Origin of the sequence: Luteimonas sp. 22616 (assembly GCF_052044325.1) — a bacterium.
GTDB lineage: Bacteria > Pseudomonadota > Gammaproteobacteria > Xanthomonadales > Xanthomonadaceae > Luteimonas.
In genome coordinates this window covers 533426-547343 of record NZ_JBQEMW010000002.1, presented here as the reverse complement: position 1 = coordinate 547343, position 13918 = coordinate 533426, and the positions used below count along the sequence as shown (strand labels likewise).

Here is a 13918-nt window from a genome sequence, read left to right as displayed (position 1 = left end):
AAGGGAGGACACCGGATGACGCGCTATGGAACCTCGCGAAAGCTGGCCGCCATGCTGGCCGCGATCGGCTGGCTGGCCATGTTCGCCTGCGTGGCGCTGGCCATCCTCATGGGCACGCGCCTGGCCCGGACGGAGATGCTGCTGACCCTGCTGATCCCGATGTGCGCCGGTTTCGCCGGCGGCCTGGTGCTGGTGGTGCTGGCCCATCTCGCGCGCGCGGTGTTCGATATCGCCGATCGCATTGCAGGCCCAGGCCGGGGCGAGATCACAATCGAAACCAGGCCGGATGCCGATCCGGAGTCACTGGGAGATCGCGCAGAGTGAAGCGTCTGTTGCCATTGGCCATCGTCACCACGCTCCTGGTCGCAGGCCCGGCCTGCGCCGCCGAGCCAGCGCTGCCCGCCGCGGATGACGCGGCCGCCTCGGTGTTGGCTTGCCACGCGCAGTACGCGGGCAAGTATGCGAAGTCGACGCAGGCTTCGGCGGCCGAGATCGCCGAGGGCGCGTTCGCCGGCTGCAAGCACGAGATGGATGCCTACGAGACAGCGGCGCTGGAGCGCGCAAAAACGCAAACGGCGGTTGCGATCGGCATCGCGGGTCCGCAGGATTACCAGCGCGAGGACATCGCCCGCTTCCGCGAGTACCTGCGCAGCTACACCATCGACGCCGTGCTCAAGGCGCATGCGCTGTTCTGAGCGACGTCGCAGGATGGGTTGAGCCAGGGCGCAGCCCATCCCGTGACTGGCTTCGTGGTGTCAGAAGCTGTTGTCACCGTCCAGCAGCCGCCCGATCCCGCCCAGCACCGAGCCTTCACCGCGATCCTTGCCGCCCGACTGCGGCGCCGCGGCCAGCATGCGCCCGGCCATGCGCGAGAACGGCAGCGATTGCAGCCACACCGTGCCCGGGCCGGTCAGCGTGGCCAGGAACACGCCTTCGCCGCCGAACAGCATGCTCTTGATGCCGCCGACCGCCTTGACGTCCATGTCGACGCTGGAATGGAACGCGACCACGCAACCGGTGTCGACGTCGATGCGTTCACCCGCCGCGAGCTGCCGTTCCATCACCGTGCCGCCGGCGTGCACGAATACCCAGCCATCGCCCTCGAGCTTCTGCATGATGAAGCCCTCGCCGCCGAACAGGCCGGTGAGGATCTTGCGCTGGAAATGGATGCCCACCGACACGCCGCGCGCGCCGGCCAGGAAGCTGTCCTTCTGGCAGATCAGCCGGCCGCCATGTTCGGACAGCTTCATCGCCATCACCGTGCCGGGGTAGGGCGCGGCGAAGGCCACCTTCGCCTTGCCGCTGCCGGCGTGGGTGAACATGGTGGTGAACAGGCTTTCACCGGAGACCACGCGCTTGCCGGCCGACAGCAGCTTGTTGAACACGCCGCCGCCCTGGCCGGCGTGCGAGCCGTCGCCGAACACGGTGTCCATCTGCACCACCGCGTCCTTGTACATCAGTGCGCCGGCTTCCGAGATCGCGCTCTCGCCGGGATCGAGTTCGATCTCGACGAACTGCATGTCGCCGCCGACGATGCGGTAGTCGATCTCGTCGGCCTGGCCGCGGCCGGAGCCGGTCGACGGCAGCGGCGGCATCGTCGCCGGCGGCGCATTCGCGGATGGCGCCAGTTCCGGCACGTCGCCGACCGGCCGCCACGCCGGCATGCCTTCGCGCCAGCACAGATCCTCGGGATGCTGCTGCGCATGGGCGTGCGCGGCGTTGTCGTCGAGCGGGCCGACGCGCGGGCTGTTGCTGCCGGAGCTGAAGTACCACTGGGCCATGGGGCGAGTCCTTCGGGGATGGAAGGCCGAGTTTACGGCGGCTGCGACAGCCAACGATGTGCCACAGGTCGGGGCTGCGCCCCGGCGGCTTGTTCGCGAAGAGACGGCGGTTTCCGGGAGAGTGTTTGCAGGTGAATGTCGGGGGCGTAGTCCCGACCTGCGGGATCCCTGCCGGCACTTGCACCCGGATGTGGCGGCAAGAAGTCGAGTTACCGCGCCTTGCGGACGAAGTACTCGTCGCTGCCCTCCAGCGTGCAGCCGCCATCCGTGGCGCGGCAGCGCACGTCGACCCGGTCGCCGAGGGCAAGGTCCACATCGCGCGTGCCCCAGATGGCCCGCGACCAGCCGCGCATGGTGACGACCTTCAGGCCGTTCACCGACACCGAGCATTCGCCGTCGGCGAAGCAGCCGTTGTCGATGCCGCTCACCTGGCCGGACAGCGTCATCACCTGCCCCGAAGCGTCGACCCCGATCGTGGCCGGTTCCGATACGGGCGCCGGTGGCGCTGTTGCGCATCCTGCGAGCAACACGGCGACAAGGAGGCAGGGCGCGGCCATTGGCCGGATCGGCTTCACTGGCCGCCCTCGCCATTGGTGCCGCGGGCGAACATCTCGCCGAAGAAGTCGCCGTCATTCCATCGCGGCCGCTCGGCGGCGTCGCCGACCAGCTGCCCGATGCGCGCGTTGAGCCGCGCCATGCGCGCGGCGTCGCCGTACTGGATCGGCTGGGTGTCGGCGTCGTCGCAGGGGCGGTGGTAGCAGTTGCGCAGGAAGTAGCGCAGCGCCACCTTCGGGTCGCGCCCGCCTTCCGCGTCGGCCGACACCACGCCGCCGGTCAGGTACACCGCCGGCACGCCGGCGCGGATGAAGGCGTACTGGTCGCTGCGCACGAACACGCTTTCCTCCGGGAATGGATCCGGCGACAGCGCCACGCCCACGTCCTTTGCCGCCGCGTCCAGCGTCGCCTTCAAGGTGGAGTGCTCGACGCCGATCGGCACCACGTCGGTGGTCGGTGCCATCAGCACCGGCATGTCCATGTTGATGTTGGCCACCATCGAGTCCGGTGGCACGGTCGGATGGGTGGCGAACCATTCGGCGCCGAGCAGGCCCTTCTCCTCGGCGGTGACGGCGACGAACAGCGCCGAGCGCTTCGGCTTGTCCTTCGCCGCGGCCAGCTGCTGCGCGGCTTCGAGCATGATCGCCACGCCCAGCGCGTTGTCGAGCGCGCCGTTGTAGATCCTGTCGCCCTCCACCGGCGCGCCGATGCCAACGTGGTCCAGGTGTGCGCTGTAGATCACGTGCTCGGCGCCAAGCGCGGGATCGCTGCCCGGCAGCCTCGCCACCACGTTGCGCGATTCGATGGGTTCGACTGTCGTGCGCGATGCCAGCGCGATCGTCCCGGGCAGGGCGAAGCCCTTGAGCGTGCCGTCGCGCGCGGCGTCGAACAGCTGCGCCGCGGTCCGCGGGCCGTCAGCCAATACCAGGTCGGCTGCTGCTGCGCTCACAGACGCCACCACGCGCAGCTGCGGGAAGGTGTCGATGCCGCGGCCATCGGCGTCGCGCAGGCGCATCGCCGGCTTGTCCCAGTTGGCGGCGTGCTGCGCCCACGGCGAACCCGCCTCGTCCTGCGCGGTGTTGACGAACACCGCGCCGATCGCACCATGCGCCACCACCGCGCGCAGCTTCTCGCGATACGAGGAATGGAACGCGCGGCGGTCGTCGTCGAAGCGCGCCGGCGCGCCACCGAACAGCACCGCGATCTTGCCCTTCAGCGCCAACCCCTTGAAATCGTCCACGCCCAGCGCTGGCGCATGCACCGCCTGGCCGACGAACACCGCCGGCGCTTCCACCGCGGCCTGCGGCGCGTTGAAGTCGGGCGACGGCAGGAACTGGTCCCGGAACCGCAGCGCGATGCTGCGCCCGTTGCGCTTGACGGCGAACGTCGCACCCTCGCGCTCGCGCACGGCCTTGAGCAGCGGCACCTGCTGGAAGAACGTGCCGCCATCGCCGGCCGGCTGCAGGCCGATCGCGGCGAACCGCTTGGCGACATGATCGGACGCCATCGCATAGCCGCGGGTGCCGGTTTCGCGGCCCTCCATCGCGTCGTCGGAGAGCGCGCGCACGTCGGCCTCGATGCGTTGCGCGGACGGGTCGTCGGCCCAGGGCGCCGGCGTGGCGTCCTTCGCCGGTGCGGTGTCGGCGGCCGGCGGCGGCGCTTCGCGGTTGCATGCGGCCAGGCACAGCAGGGTCAGGAGGCAGGCGGTGGTGGCGCGGCGCATCGCGGCGGTTCCGGCTTGGAAAGCCGCGACGCTAGCACAGCATGCCGCCACCGGCTTGCCTCGCGGGCACCGTGCGGGGATGGCTTCAGCCGCGCGCTTTTTTCATCGCGACTGACGCAGACAAGCGAAGGGAACCAGCACATCGGCCAGGAGATCGATCTGCCCACGACCAGCCGCCAGGAGATTGCGGCTGAAGCGGCTACCACGAGTTGCAGGGATGCACTGCGGCTATGCTCGGCAACGAGCCGCATCCGGACCCGCCATGACCGCAGCAACCCATGCCATCGCCGTGCCGCCCGGCCGCATCGAACGCGTCTTCCTGATCACCGTGGTGGTGCTCGCGCTGGGGTGGTCGCTGGTCATCGCCCGCGACCGGCTGACCTGGCTGCTCGAGGTGGTCTGGGTGATTGCCGCGCTGCCGCTGCTGGCATGGCGCTGGTCGAACTTCCCGCTCACGCGCCTGCTGTGCTGGCTCCTGGCCGCGCACGCGCTGGTGCTGATCTACGGCGGCGCCTACACCTACGCGCAGACGCCGCTCGGATTCTGGCTGCGCGACCTGTTCGACTTCGAGCGCAATCCCTGGGACCGCGTCGGCCACCTGATGCAGGGCTTCGTGCCGGCGATCCTCGCGCGCGAACTGCTGCTGCGGCTGACGCCGCTACGCCGCGGCGGCTGGCTGGTCTACCTCGTGCTCGCCGCATGCCTGAGCTTCAGCGCCTTCTTCGAACTGATCGAATGGTGGAGCGCGCTCGCCTTCGGCGCCGATGCCGACGCCTTCCTCGCCACCCAGGGCGATGTCTGGGACACGCAGTGGGACATGTTCCTGTGCCTGCTCGGCGCGATCGCATCGCTGCTGCTGTGGTCGCGGCTGCACGACCGGCAGCTGGGCCCTGCGGTCACGGCGAACGGCCCCCATGGGTTGGGCGAAGCGTAGGTCGGGGTTACGCCGCCGACGGCTTTCTCGCGAAGGCGGCAGGAGATTTCGCGAAAGCGCTTGCGTGTCGGGGACGTGGCCCCGACCTACGTGGACTACTGGGACGGCGAATCCGGCAGGTACAGTTCGGCGATCTTCAACGCCAGCCGATACGGCTCGGGATCGTTGCGATTGGTGAGCACCACCACGGTGAAATGCCGCTTCGGCCAGCGCACGATCACGTTGCGCCCGCCGATCGTCTCGCCCGAGTGCCACAGCACGTCGCCGTGGATGCGCCAGCCGTAGCCGTAGCCGTCGACATCGGCTTCGTCGTGGATCGGCGTGTGCAGGGTGAAGGCGTCGGCACGCGAGGCGTCGCTGAGCAGGCGGTCGTCGTACAGCGCCGCGTCCCACTTCACCAGGTCGGCGATCGAGGAATAGATGCCGCCGTCGCCGAGCACCGCGCTGGTCGAACTCTGGTCGGTGCGCGTCCACTTGCCGTCGACCAGGCTGTGGCCGTAGGCGCGGTTGGCCACGGTGGAGATGCCGTTTTCGTGGGCCACGGTGTGCGCCATGCCCAGTGGCTGGAAGATCCGCTCGCGCAGGAACGTGGCGAAATCCCGGCCGGATGCCTTGCCCACGATCAGCGCCAGCAGCGCGTAGGCACCGTTGCTGTAGCGGTAGCTGCTGCCGGGCGCGAAGTACAGGCGATGCTCGCGCTCGAGCAGGTGCAGCACGTCGATGTCATGCACTTGCCCGGTCGCGTCGGGCGCCATCAGGTCCTCGTAATCGACCAGGCCCGAACTGTGGGTGAGCAGGTGGCGCAGGGTGATGGGCTCGGCGACGGCGGGCAGCGAGGGCAGCCACTTGCGCACCGAATCATCGAGCGACAGCTTGCCGTCCTGCGCCAGCAGCACGATGGCGGCGGCGGTGAACTGCTTGCTCACCGAGGCCAGGCGGAAATTGGTGTCGGGCGTGACCGGCGTGCCGGCTTCGAGGTCGGCCAGGCCGTAGCCGCGCCGCACCAGCGGCTCGCCGTCGCGCAGCACCAGCACCGCCGCGCCCGGCACATCGCCGGTGTAGTCGCGCATCAATGCGTCGACGGAAGACTGCATCGTGTCGCCTCCGGTTGCGCAGCCGCCCAGCAGCGTGGCCAACAGGAGCGAAAGGGGCGTAGCGAAGCGCATGGACCGATTGTAAGCACAAGCCGGTAGGCCCGGGCGCGCCCTCGTAGGAGCGGCTTCAGCCGCGAGCTCCCTGCCTGGCCCCTGAAAAAGCAAAGGCTCGAGGCTGAAGTCGCTCCCACAAAAGCTATGGGGCGTCCTTCCGCCGCGGGAACCGCAGCACCACGCCGCGTTCCTCCTCTTGCTGCTGTCGTTGCCACAGTACCGGCACGTCGCGTGGCGGTGCGGTCTCGAACTGGTCGCGTTCGGCCTCGGCGGCCTGGGCGTCGAGCGCGGCCTGCTCTTCCTCGATCTCCCAGCTGTACTTGCGCCGCGGCGCCTGCGGGTCCTTGCGCCGGAACGCGAACGCGGCGAGCACGCCGGCCACCGCGCCGCCGAGGTGCGACTGCCAAGACACGTCGATCTCGCGCGGCAGCACCGTGAGCAGCATGCCGCCGTAGAGGAACAGGGCGATCATCGCCGCGGCGATCGAGGCGCGGTCGCGGCGCAGCAGGCCGAGCACGAACACCAGGAACAGCAGTCCGTGGCCGAGTCCGCTGGCGCCGAGGTGGTGCGAACCCGCGGCGCCGAGCAGCCATGCGCCCAGGCCGGAGCCGAGCCAGATCAGCGGCAGTGCGCGCAGCGTCGCGCGCGGATAGACGCTGCCGGCGAGCGTCCCGAGCAGCAACAGCGACACCGCGTTCGCGCCCAGGTGGCCGGGCGAGCCATGCAGCAGCGGTGCGGTGAGCAGGCCGAGCAGGCCGGCCGCGGTCTGCGGGATCACCGCGAATGGCCGCCAGTCCAGCGACTGCTGCGCCGAGAACACCACCGTGAGCAGCAACACGAAGGCGAGGCTGGCCTTGAGCGCGCGCAGCAGGCGCGCGCGGTCGTGGCGGCGCTGGGCGGCGGCGTCGAGCGGCGGTTCGGGCGTGTCCAGGTGCATGGCACGAGGATGGCGGCGAATCGTGGCGATGCAAGGGTGGGGCGGGCCGGCCGTGAGATGGACGGCCCGTGGAATCGGAGCCCATGTAGGAGCGGCTTCAGCCGCGAGCTTCTGGCTCCTTCTCCTGCGAAGGCAGGGGAGGGATGGGGAGGGGTGTCGTCAGCAGCACCGTGATCCGTGGCCACCCCCTCCCAACCTCCCCCTGCCTTCGCAGGGGGAGGGGTAAAGACAAATCTCGCGGTTGAAGCTGCTTCTACAAGTGCAACGGACGTGCCCTCAGGTCGAGATCGCCAGCCGCTCCTGATGGTAGCGACGCGTCGCCGCGAACCACAGCAGTGCCGCCAGGCCGAAGCCGGCGCCGAAGTACACCGCCCATTCCAGCGCCGCGACCTGTTCGCTGCGGATCACCTTCAGCAGCATCTGGTTCTGGGCCAGGAACGGCACCGTGTACTGCCACAGCTGGGTGCGGATCGGGCTGACCATCAGCATCACCGTCGGCACGATCGGCAGCAGCATCAGCATCGACATGTAGCTCTGCGCTTCCTTCACCGACTTGGCGCCGGCGGCGATGAAGGTCAGCAGCGCGGTGCCGATGAACAGCATCGGCAGCAGGATCAGCAGCATCTTGACGATCGCCAGCAGGCGCACGTCCATCATCTTGCCGATGCCGGGCACGAACTGCGCGCCGATCTTCAGCGCCAGCAGGGTCAACAGCAGCGTCGCCAGGCCCACCAGCGAGGCCGCCAGGATCTTGCCGCTGACGATCGCGCCGCGCGAGGCCGGCGTGGCCAGCAGCGGTTCCAGCGACTGCCGTTCGCGTTCGCCGGCGGTGGTGTCGATGATCAGGTAGGCGCCGCCGATGAAGGCGCTGAGGATCAGCAGGTAGGGCAGGAACGCCATCACCATGCCGCGCCGCGCTTCGGGCGTCGACAGGTCCTTGTGGGCCACCGACAGCGGCGCGGCCACCGCCGGGTTGACCCCGCGCGCCAGCAGCCGCAGCGCACCGACCTGCTGGCCGTAGCGCTGCAGCGCGTTCTCGATCCGCTTCACCGGGATCGCGGAATCCTGCCGCGTGCTGTCGTGCACGATCTCCACCAGCGCCGGGTTGCCGGCCTGCCAGTCCTTGCCGAAACCGTCGCCGATGCGTACGTAGGCGTCCTCGTCCTGGCTGCGGATTGCGGCGTCGGGATCGCCGGCGAGCTGCTTGCGTTCGATGCCCTCGGCGGCGAGCCACTTCACCAGTTCCGGCGCGCGGTCGGCGCCGACGATGGCGATCTGCAGCGGCTTTTCGATCTGGCTCTTGGCGCGACTCTGGGCCAGGGTCAGGATCCCGAACAGCAGCGCCGGCACCAGCAGCGGCCCCATCACCAGCGCCAGCAGCAGCGTGCGGCGGTCGCGCGACAGCTCGCGCAGTTCCTTCATGCAAACCGTCCACAGCGCCTTCATGCGTGCAGCCCCTCTTCCGAACCGATCAGTGTCACGAATGCGTCCTCGAGGTTGTCGTGGCCGGCCTGCGCGCGCAGCTCGTCGGGCGTGCCTTGCGCGGCGACGCCGCCGTGCGAGATCACCACGATGCGATCGCACAGGGCCGCGACCTCCTGCATGATGTGGCTGGAAAAGATCACGCAGCGGCCTTCGGCGCGCAGGTCCTTGAGGAAGCCGCGCAGCCCGCGCGTGGTCATTACGTCCAGGCCGTTGGTGGGCTCGTCGAGGATCACGTTGCGCGGGTCGTGCACCAGCGCGCGCGCGATCGCGGTCTTGGTGCGCTGGCCCTGGCTGAAGCCCTCGGTCTGGCGATCGAGGAAATCCTCCATCTGCAGCGCCGCGGCCAGCGCGCCGATGCGCACGTCGACCTGCGCCCGCGACAGGCCGTGCAGCTCGCCGAAGTAGCGGATGTTCTCGCGCGCGGTCAGGCGCTTGTAGACCCCGCGCGCATCGGGCAGCACGCCCAGCGCGCGGCGCGCGGCAACCGGATCGGCGGCGACGTCGCGGCCGTCGACCACGATGCGCCCGCTTTCCGGCGCCATCAGCGAATACAGCATGCGCAGTGTGGTGGTCTTGCCGGCGCCGTTGGGGCCGAGCAGGCCGGTGATTTCCCCGTCGCGCGCCTCGAAGCCGACATCGTCGACCGCGACCACGGGGGCCTTGTCCTTGCCCTTGCCGGGGAAGGTCTTGCGCAGGTGTTCGGCAACGATCATGGGATTCGGGATCCGGGATTGGAGATGTGGAAAAGCGCGGTGGTCATGGGAAAAGAGGAGTCGCTTCGGGCGCCATCCAGTCCCGAATCAGGGATCCCCGTTCCCAGCCTCACGGGCCCCACCCGTTGAAGCTCGTGAACGGCGGCGTGTACGCCAGCTTGTCGAGGCACTTCGCGTCGAGGCCCCTGGCGTCCGTGTTGTCCAGGAACTGCGCGAACAGCTTCGGCATGCAGCCGGCGCCGATCACGTTGTGGCCCTGGCCGCGCAGCACCAGCGCGCGTCCCTTGGGCAGGGTTCTCACCACCCGCGCCGCGTAGGCGGGCGGGGTGACCGGGTCGAGCTCGCCCGACAGCAGCAGCGCCGGCACGTCGCTGGCCAGCGGCGCGTGGAAATCATCCGGGCGCTTGCCCTTCGGCCACGCGTCGCACTGCGACACCAGGCCCGCGACCAGCGAGTTACCCAGCAGCGAGGCGGCCATGTCGGGGTCGTCCTTCAGCCCGTCCGCGTCCTCGCTGCAGATCACCGACAGCTGCATGCCGTAGGCCATCTGGTCCGACAGCTGGCTGCCGAGCATCTTCGACAGCGCCATCAATCCGTCGTAGCGGCCTTGCGCGCCTTCGTGGATCAGCAGCGGCAGGATCGACGACACCATCGGCGAATAGGCGTACATCCGCGCCAGCCCGGCGATGTGCGCGGGCAGCAGGCGCTCTTGCAGCGACTGCCCGGTGGAGGCGTCGCGATAGGTGACCAGCGGCGGATCGGCCTTGAGCCGTGCCATCAACGCGTCGAGCTGTTCACGCGGGTTGCCCAGCGCCTTGGCGCAGGCCGGGATCTTGCCGCAGCGGGCGAACTGCAGGTCCAGCGCCGATTCGAGGTTGCGGGCGAAATCGTTGCCGAGATACAGGTCGTTCGGCGCCACCGAGTCGAGCACCAGCGTGCGCGTGTGCCGTGGATACGCACGCGCATACTGCTGCGCGACGCGGGTGCCGTAGGAGATGCCGAGCAGGTTGATTGTCTCGGCGCCGATCGCCTGGCGCACCGCGTCGAGGTCGCGGACCGCGTCGGTGGTGGTGTAGAAGCGCAGGTCGGCGCGCTTCGACAGCGCGTCGCGGCAGCGCTCGACTGCCACCAGCATCGCCTGCTGCATGGCTGCCTCGTCGAGCGACGGCTCGCCTTCGGCGATGTCCTCACACTGCAGTGGGTTGGACTTGCCGGTGCCGCGCTGGTCCACCAGCACCACGCCGCGCTGCTTGAGCACGTCCTTGAATGCCGGCGCCACCGCGGGATAGCTGGCGGTGGCCGACTGCCCCGGGCCGCCGGCGAGCAGGAACACCGGATCGGGCGCCTTCTCGCCATCCTCATCGGCCGGGACCCAGGCGATGTTGAGCACCACCTTGCGTCCCTGCGGCATCGCAGGGTTCTCGGCCACCGGCAGCGAACCGCACTGCGCTTCCACTCCTGGCGCGCCAAGCTGCGAGGGCAGCGTGCAGGGCGTGAACGCGAGGCTGCCGAGCATGCGTGGTTTGGCCGGCGGCGCCGGCTTAGCCTTGGTCGCTGCCGCGCCATTGGCGGACGTGCTGCTCGCGGGTGTGTCGTCGGCGGACGCGTCGCGGGCGTGGTCGCGATACTGGCGGTAGCCGAAGAACGCGAGCAGCAGCAGCGCGACGAGGATGAAGCGGACTTTGCGGGACATGGCAGCCTGCGGGAGCGGGGCGGAAACGAAGGGGTCAGAATGACACGACCCGGCTTGGCGGCGGATGTGACAGGAGTTGGCCCTCGCCCCGCAGGAGCGGCGGAAGCCGCGAGCTTTTCTCCCTCCCCTGCGAAGGCAGGGGAGGGTTGGGGAGGGGTTGCGTAGGCGCACGCGAAATTCTCCGGAAAATCCGTCGGTGCCTGCGCGCCCTCCCGGCCTCCCCCTGCCTTCGCAGGGGGAAGGGCAAGAGCAAGCTCGCGGCTTCCGCTGCGCCTACTTGGAGGACACGTATTTCTCGCGCCGGATCTGCGGCACGGGCAGCCCGTGTTCCTTCAGCGCCTCGAAGCAGGCATCGACCATGTTCGGGTTGCCGCACAGGTAGGCGATGTCGCGCTGCGCGTCGGGCGCGAACTCGGACAGGAACTGCTGCACGTAGCCGTGGCGCACGTCCGCATGGGCGTGCGGCGAGCCCGGTTCGGGCAGTTCGCGCGACAGGCAGGGCAGGTAGCGGAAGCCCGGATGGGCGTCGGCGAAGGCACGGAACTCGTCGCCGTACAGAAGTTCCTGTGGATTGCGTGCGCCGGCCAGCAGGACCACCTCGACCCCGCGTTCCGCCATGGCCCGCGCAAGCTGCGGCAGCATCGCCCGGTACGGGGTGATGCCGGTGCCAGTGCCGATCAGCAGGTAGCGCGCGTTGGCGTCGGCGGGCGTCAGGCAGAAGCGGCCATACGGGCCGCTGGCCTCAATGTGGCCGCCTTCGTCCAGGCCCTCGAACAGCGCCGTGGCCGCGCCGCCGGCGACGTAGCTGACCGCGATCTCCACCGCATCCCCGGGGGCCAGCGCGTGGTCGTGGATGGTCGCCAGCGAATAGCTGCGCTTGGTCGCGGTGCCGTCGGCGTACTCGAAATGCACCTGCACGAACTGCCCGGGGATGAAATCCAGCGGCTGGCCGTCGTCGCGCACGAACGACAGGTGCGCGACCGTCGGCGCCAGCATGCGCCGTCCGGTGAGCCTTAATGGGAAGCGCTTGATGGCGGACAAGGATCGGACATTGTGTTGCCGGAGCGGGCTCCGCAGGGCGCCTATAATACCGGCTTGCCGCGACACCGCGGCTCCAGGAAGCCCCATGACCGCATCCACGCAGCCCCTCGCGGGCGCATCGGCGGCGTCGCCTCCGGCGCTGTCGGTACGCGACCTGCGCAAGACCTACGACAACGGCGTCGAGGCCCTCAAGGGCATCTCGCTGGACGTGCATCCCGGCGATTTCCACGCCCTGCTCGGCCCCAACGGCGCCGGCAAGTCGACCCTGATCGGCATCGTCTCCTCGCTGGTGAACAAGACCTCCGGCGAGGTGAACGTGTTCGGCGTCGACCTGCACGCGCACCGCGACGAGGCCATGCGCCTGATCGGGCTGGTGCCGCAGGAGCTGAACTTCAACATGTTCGAGAAGCCGCGCGACATCCTGGTCAACTACGCCGGCTTCTACGGCATCCCGCGCGCCGAGGCGCTGGTGCGCGCGGAAGAGGAGCTCAGGCGCGCGCAGCTGTGGGACAAGGCGCAGATGATCGCGCGCACGCTGTCGGGCGGCATGAAAAGAAGGCTCATGATCGCCCGCGCGATGATGACCCGGCCGCGGCTGTTGATCCTCGACGAACCCACCGCCGGCGTGGACATCGAGATCCGCCGCGACATGTGGAAGACGCTGCGCGAGATCAACGCCGCCGGCACCACCATCATCCTCACCACGCACTACCTCGAGGAAGCCGAGAACCTGTGCCGGCACCTGGCGATCATCGACCGCGGCGTGATCGTCGAGCAGGGCCCGATGCGCTCGCTGCTGGCCAAGCTCGACGTCGAGGGCTTCCTGTTCGACATCGACGGCGCGCTGCCCGACACGCTGCCCGCGATCGACGGCGCGACCCTGGTCGCGATCGATCGCCACACCCTGGACCTCGACATGCCGCGGGCAATGGACCTCAACCGCGTGTTCGCGGTGCTGGGCGCCGCCGGCATCCGCGTGCGCTCGATGCGCACCAAGTCCAACCGGCTCGAAGAGCTGTTCGTGCGCATGACCGGCCCCAATGCCGCCTCGCAGCAGCCGGAGAAGGCAGCATGAGTTCGCCCGCCACCGCCACGCCCGCCACCACCGCCGCCAGCGATGCACGTCGCAACTGGACCGCGCTGTACACCGTGGCCCGCCGCGAGGTGGTCCGCATCCTGCGCATCTGGGGCCAGACCCTGGTGCCGCCGGCGATCACCATGACCCTGTACTTCCTGATCTTCGGCGGCCTGATCGGCTCGCGCGTGGGCGAGATGGACGGGATCAGGTACATGGATTTCATCGTCCCGGGCCTGGTGATGATGAGCGTGATCCAGAACAGCTACGGCAACATCTCGTCGAGTTTCTTCGGGGCCAAGTTCGGCCGCCACGTCGAGGAACTGCTGGTCAGCCCGATGCCGAGCTGGGTGATCCTCGGCGGCTACGTCGCCGGCGCGGTGCTGCGCGGGCTGATGGTCGGAATCATCGTGCTGTGCATCGCGATGCTGTTCACCAAGGTGCGCATTCCGCATCCCTTCGTCACCCTGACCACGGTGTTGCTCGGCGCCACCATTTTCTCGCTGGCCGGTTTCGTCAACGCGGTGTACGCGAAGAAGTTCGACGACGTGGCGATCGTGCCGATCTTCATCCTCACCCCGCTGACGTACCTGGGCGGCGTGTTCTATTCGATCAAGCTGCTGCCCGAATGGGCCCAGGCGCTGACCCACGCCAACCCGATCTTCTACATGGTCAACGCGTTCCGCTACGGCCTGCTCGGCGCCAGCGACGTGCCGCTGTGGGTGGCGTACGCGCTGATGCTGGGCTTCGTCGTCGCGCTGGCCGCGCTGGCGCTGTGGCTGCTCAAGCGCGGGGTCGGGCTGCGCAGCTGATCAAAGGGTCGACGCCGCCGG

The 13918-nt window shown here is 69.2% G+C and carries 14 protein-coding genes; 5 read left to right on the top strand and 9 right to left on the bottom strand.

The genetic code is table 11. The features are described 5' to 3' along the window. The first annotated feature begins 51 nt into the window (after positions 1-51). Together ACTJIL_RS14835 and ACTJIL_RS14830 are read left to right on the top strand one after the other, a co-directional pair. Positions 52-324, top strand: coding sequence for a hypothetical protein (locus tag ACTJIL_RS14835; RefSeq protein ID WP_440756382.1), 273 nt, complete (start codon positions 52-54; stop codon positions 322-324). Continuing rightward, on the top strand, positions 321-695 hold the full coding sequence (locus tag ACTJIL_RS14830) for a hypothetical protein (RefSeq protein ID WP_440756381.1): 375 nt from the start codon (positions 321-323) through the stop codon (positions 693-695). The genes ACTJIL_RS14835 and ACTJIL_RS14830 overlap by 4 nt, the downstream gene beginning before the upstream one ends. A 60-nt stretch (positions 696-755) precedes the next feature. Here the strand turns inward: ACTJIL_RS14830 and ACTJIL_RS14825 are convergent, their stop codons facing one another. The 3 genes from ACTJIL_RS14825 to ACTJIL_RS14815 all read right to left on the bottom strand — a co-directional run bounded on the left by ACTJIL_RS14825 (position 756) and on the right by ACTJIL_RS14815 (position 4059). Then, complete coding sequence (locus tag ACTJIL_RS14825; protein ID WP_440756380.1) at positions 756-1781, bottom strand: TIGR00266 family protein; 1026 nt, start codon at positions 1779-1781, stop codon at positions 756-758. Between the two features lie 209 nt (positions 1782-1990). Further along, complete coding sequence (locus ACTJIL_RS14820; RefSeq protein WP_440756379.1) at positions 1991-2227, bottom strand: hypothetical protein; 237 nt, start codon at positions 2225-2227, stop codon at positions 1991-1993. Between the two features lie 125 nt (positions 2228-2352). Beyond that, positions 2353-4059, bottom strand: a complete 1707-nt coding sequence (locus ACTJIL_RS14815; RefSeq protein WP_440756378.1) for a M20/M25/M40 family metallo-hydrolase — start codon at positions 4057-4059, stop codon at positions 2353-2355. A gap of 262 nt (positions 4060-4321) precedes the next feature. On the opposite strand from ACTJIL_RS14815, the gene ACTJIL_RS14810 reads away from it, so the two are divergent. Next, positions 4322-4993 (top strand): DUF2238 domain-containing protein, encoded by a 672-nt coding sequence (locus ACTJIL_RS14810; protein WP_440756377.1) that lies wholly within the window; start codon positions 4322-4324, stop codon positions 4991-4993. A 95-nt stretch (positions 4994-5088) separates the two neighbouring features. On the opposite strand, the gene ACTJIL_RS14805 is transcribed toward ACTJIL_RS14810, so the two are convergent. The 6 genes from ACTJIL_RS14805 to ACTJIL_RS14780 all read right to left on the bottom strand — a co-directional run bounded on the left by ACTJIL_RS14805 (position 5089) and on the right by ACTJIL_RS14780 (position 12097). Continuing rightward, positions 5089-6159, bottom strand: coding sequence for a serine hydrolase domain-containing protein (locus ACTJIL_RS14805; RefSeq protein WP_440756376.1), 1071 nt, complete (start codon positions 6157-6159; stop codon positions 5089-5091). Between the two features lie 124 nt (positions 6160-6283). Further along, positions 6284-7078 carry a rhomboid family intramembrane serine protease gene (locus tag ACTJIL_RS14800; RefSeq protein WP_440756375.1) on the bottom strand — a complete coding sequence of 265 codons (795 nt, stop codon included), beginning with the start codon at positions 7076-7078 and terminating at the stop codon, positions 6284-6286. Between the two features lie 276 nt (positions 7079-7354). Beyond that, positions 7355-8524, bottom strand: a complete 1170-nt coding sequence (locus ACTJIL_RS14795) for an ABC transporter permease (protein WP_440756374.1) — start codon at positions 8522-8524, stop codon at positions 7355-7357. Next, positions 8521-9276 (bottom strand): ABC transporter ATP-binding protein, encoded by a 756-nt coding sequence (locus tag ACTJIL_RS14790; RefSeq protein ID WP_440756373.1) that lies wholly within the window; start codon positions 9274-9276, stop codon positions 8521-8523. The genes ACTJIL_RS14795 and ACTJIL_RS14790 overlap by 4 nt, the downstream gene beginning before the upstream one ends. A 109-nt stretch (positions 9277-9385) precedes the next feature. Continuing rightward, complete coding sequence (locus ACTJIL_RS14785) at positions 9386-10969, bottom strand: alpha/beta hydrolase (protein WP_440756372.1); 1584 nt, start codon at positions 10967-10969, stop codon at positions 9386-9388. A gap of 273 nt (positions 10970-11242) precedes the next feature. Beyond that, on the bottom strand, positions 11243-12097 hold the full coding sequence (locus tag ACTJIL_RS14780) for a ferredoxin--NADP reductase (protein ID WP_440756371.1): 855 nt from the start codon (positions 12095-12097) through the stop codon (positions 11243-11245). Here ACTJIL_RS14780 and ACTJIL_RS14775 point away from each other — a divergent pair. Next, on the top strand, positions 12096-13085 hold the full coding sequence (locus tag ACTJIL_RS14775) for an ATP-binding cassette domain-containing protein (protein ID WP_440756370.1): 990 nt from the start codon (positions 12096-12098) through the stop codon (positions 13083-13085). The genes ACTJIL_RS14780 and ACTJIL_RS14775 overlap by 2 nt on opposite strands. Then, positions 13082-13897, top strand: coding sequence for an ABC transporter permease (locus tag ACTJIL_RS14770; protein WP_440756369.1), 816 nt, complete (start codon positions 13082-13084; stop codon positions 13895-13897). Before ACTJIL_RS14775 ends, ACTJIL_RS14770 begins: the two co-directional genes overlap by 4 nt. The last annotated feature ends 21 nt before the right edge of the window (positions 13898-13918 follow it).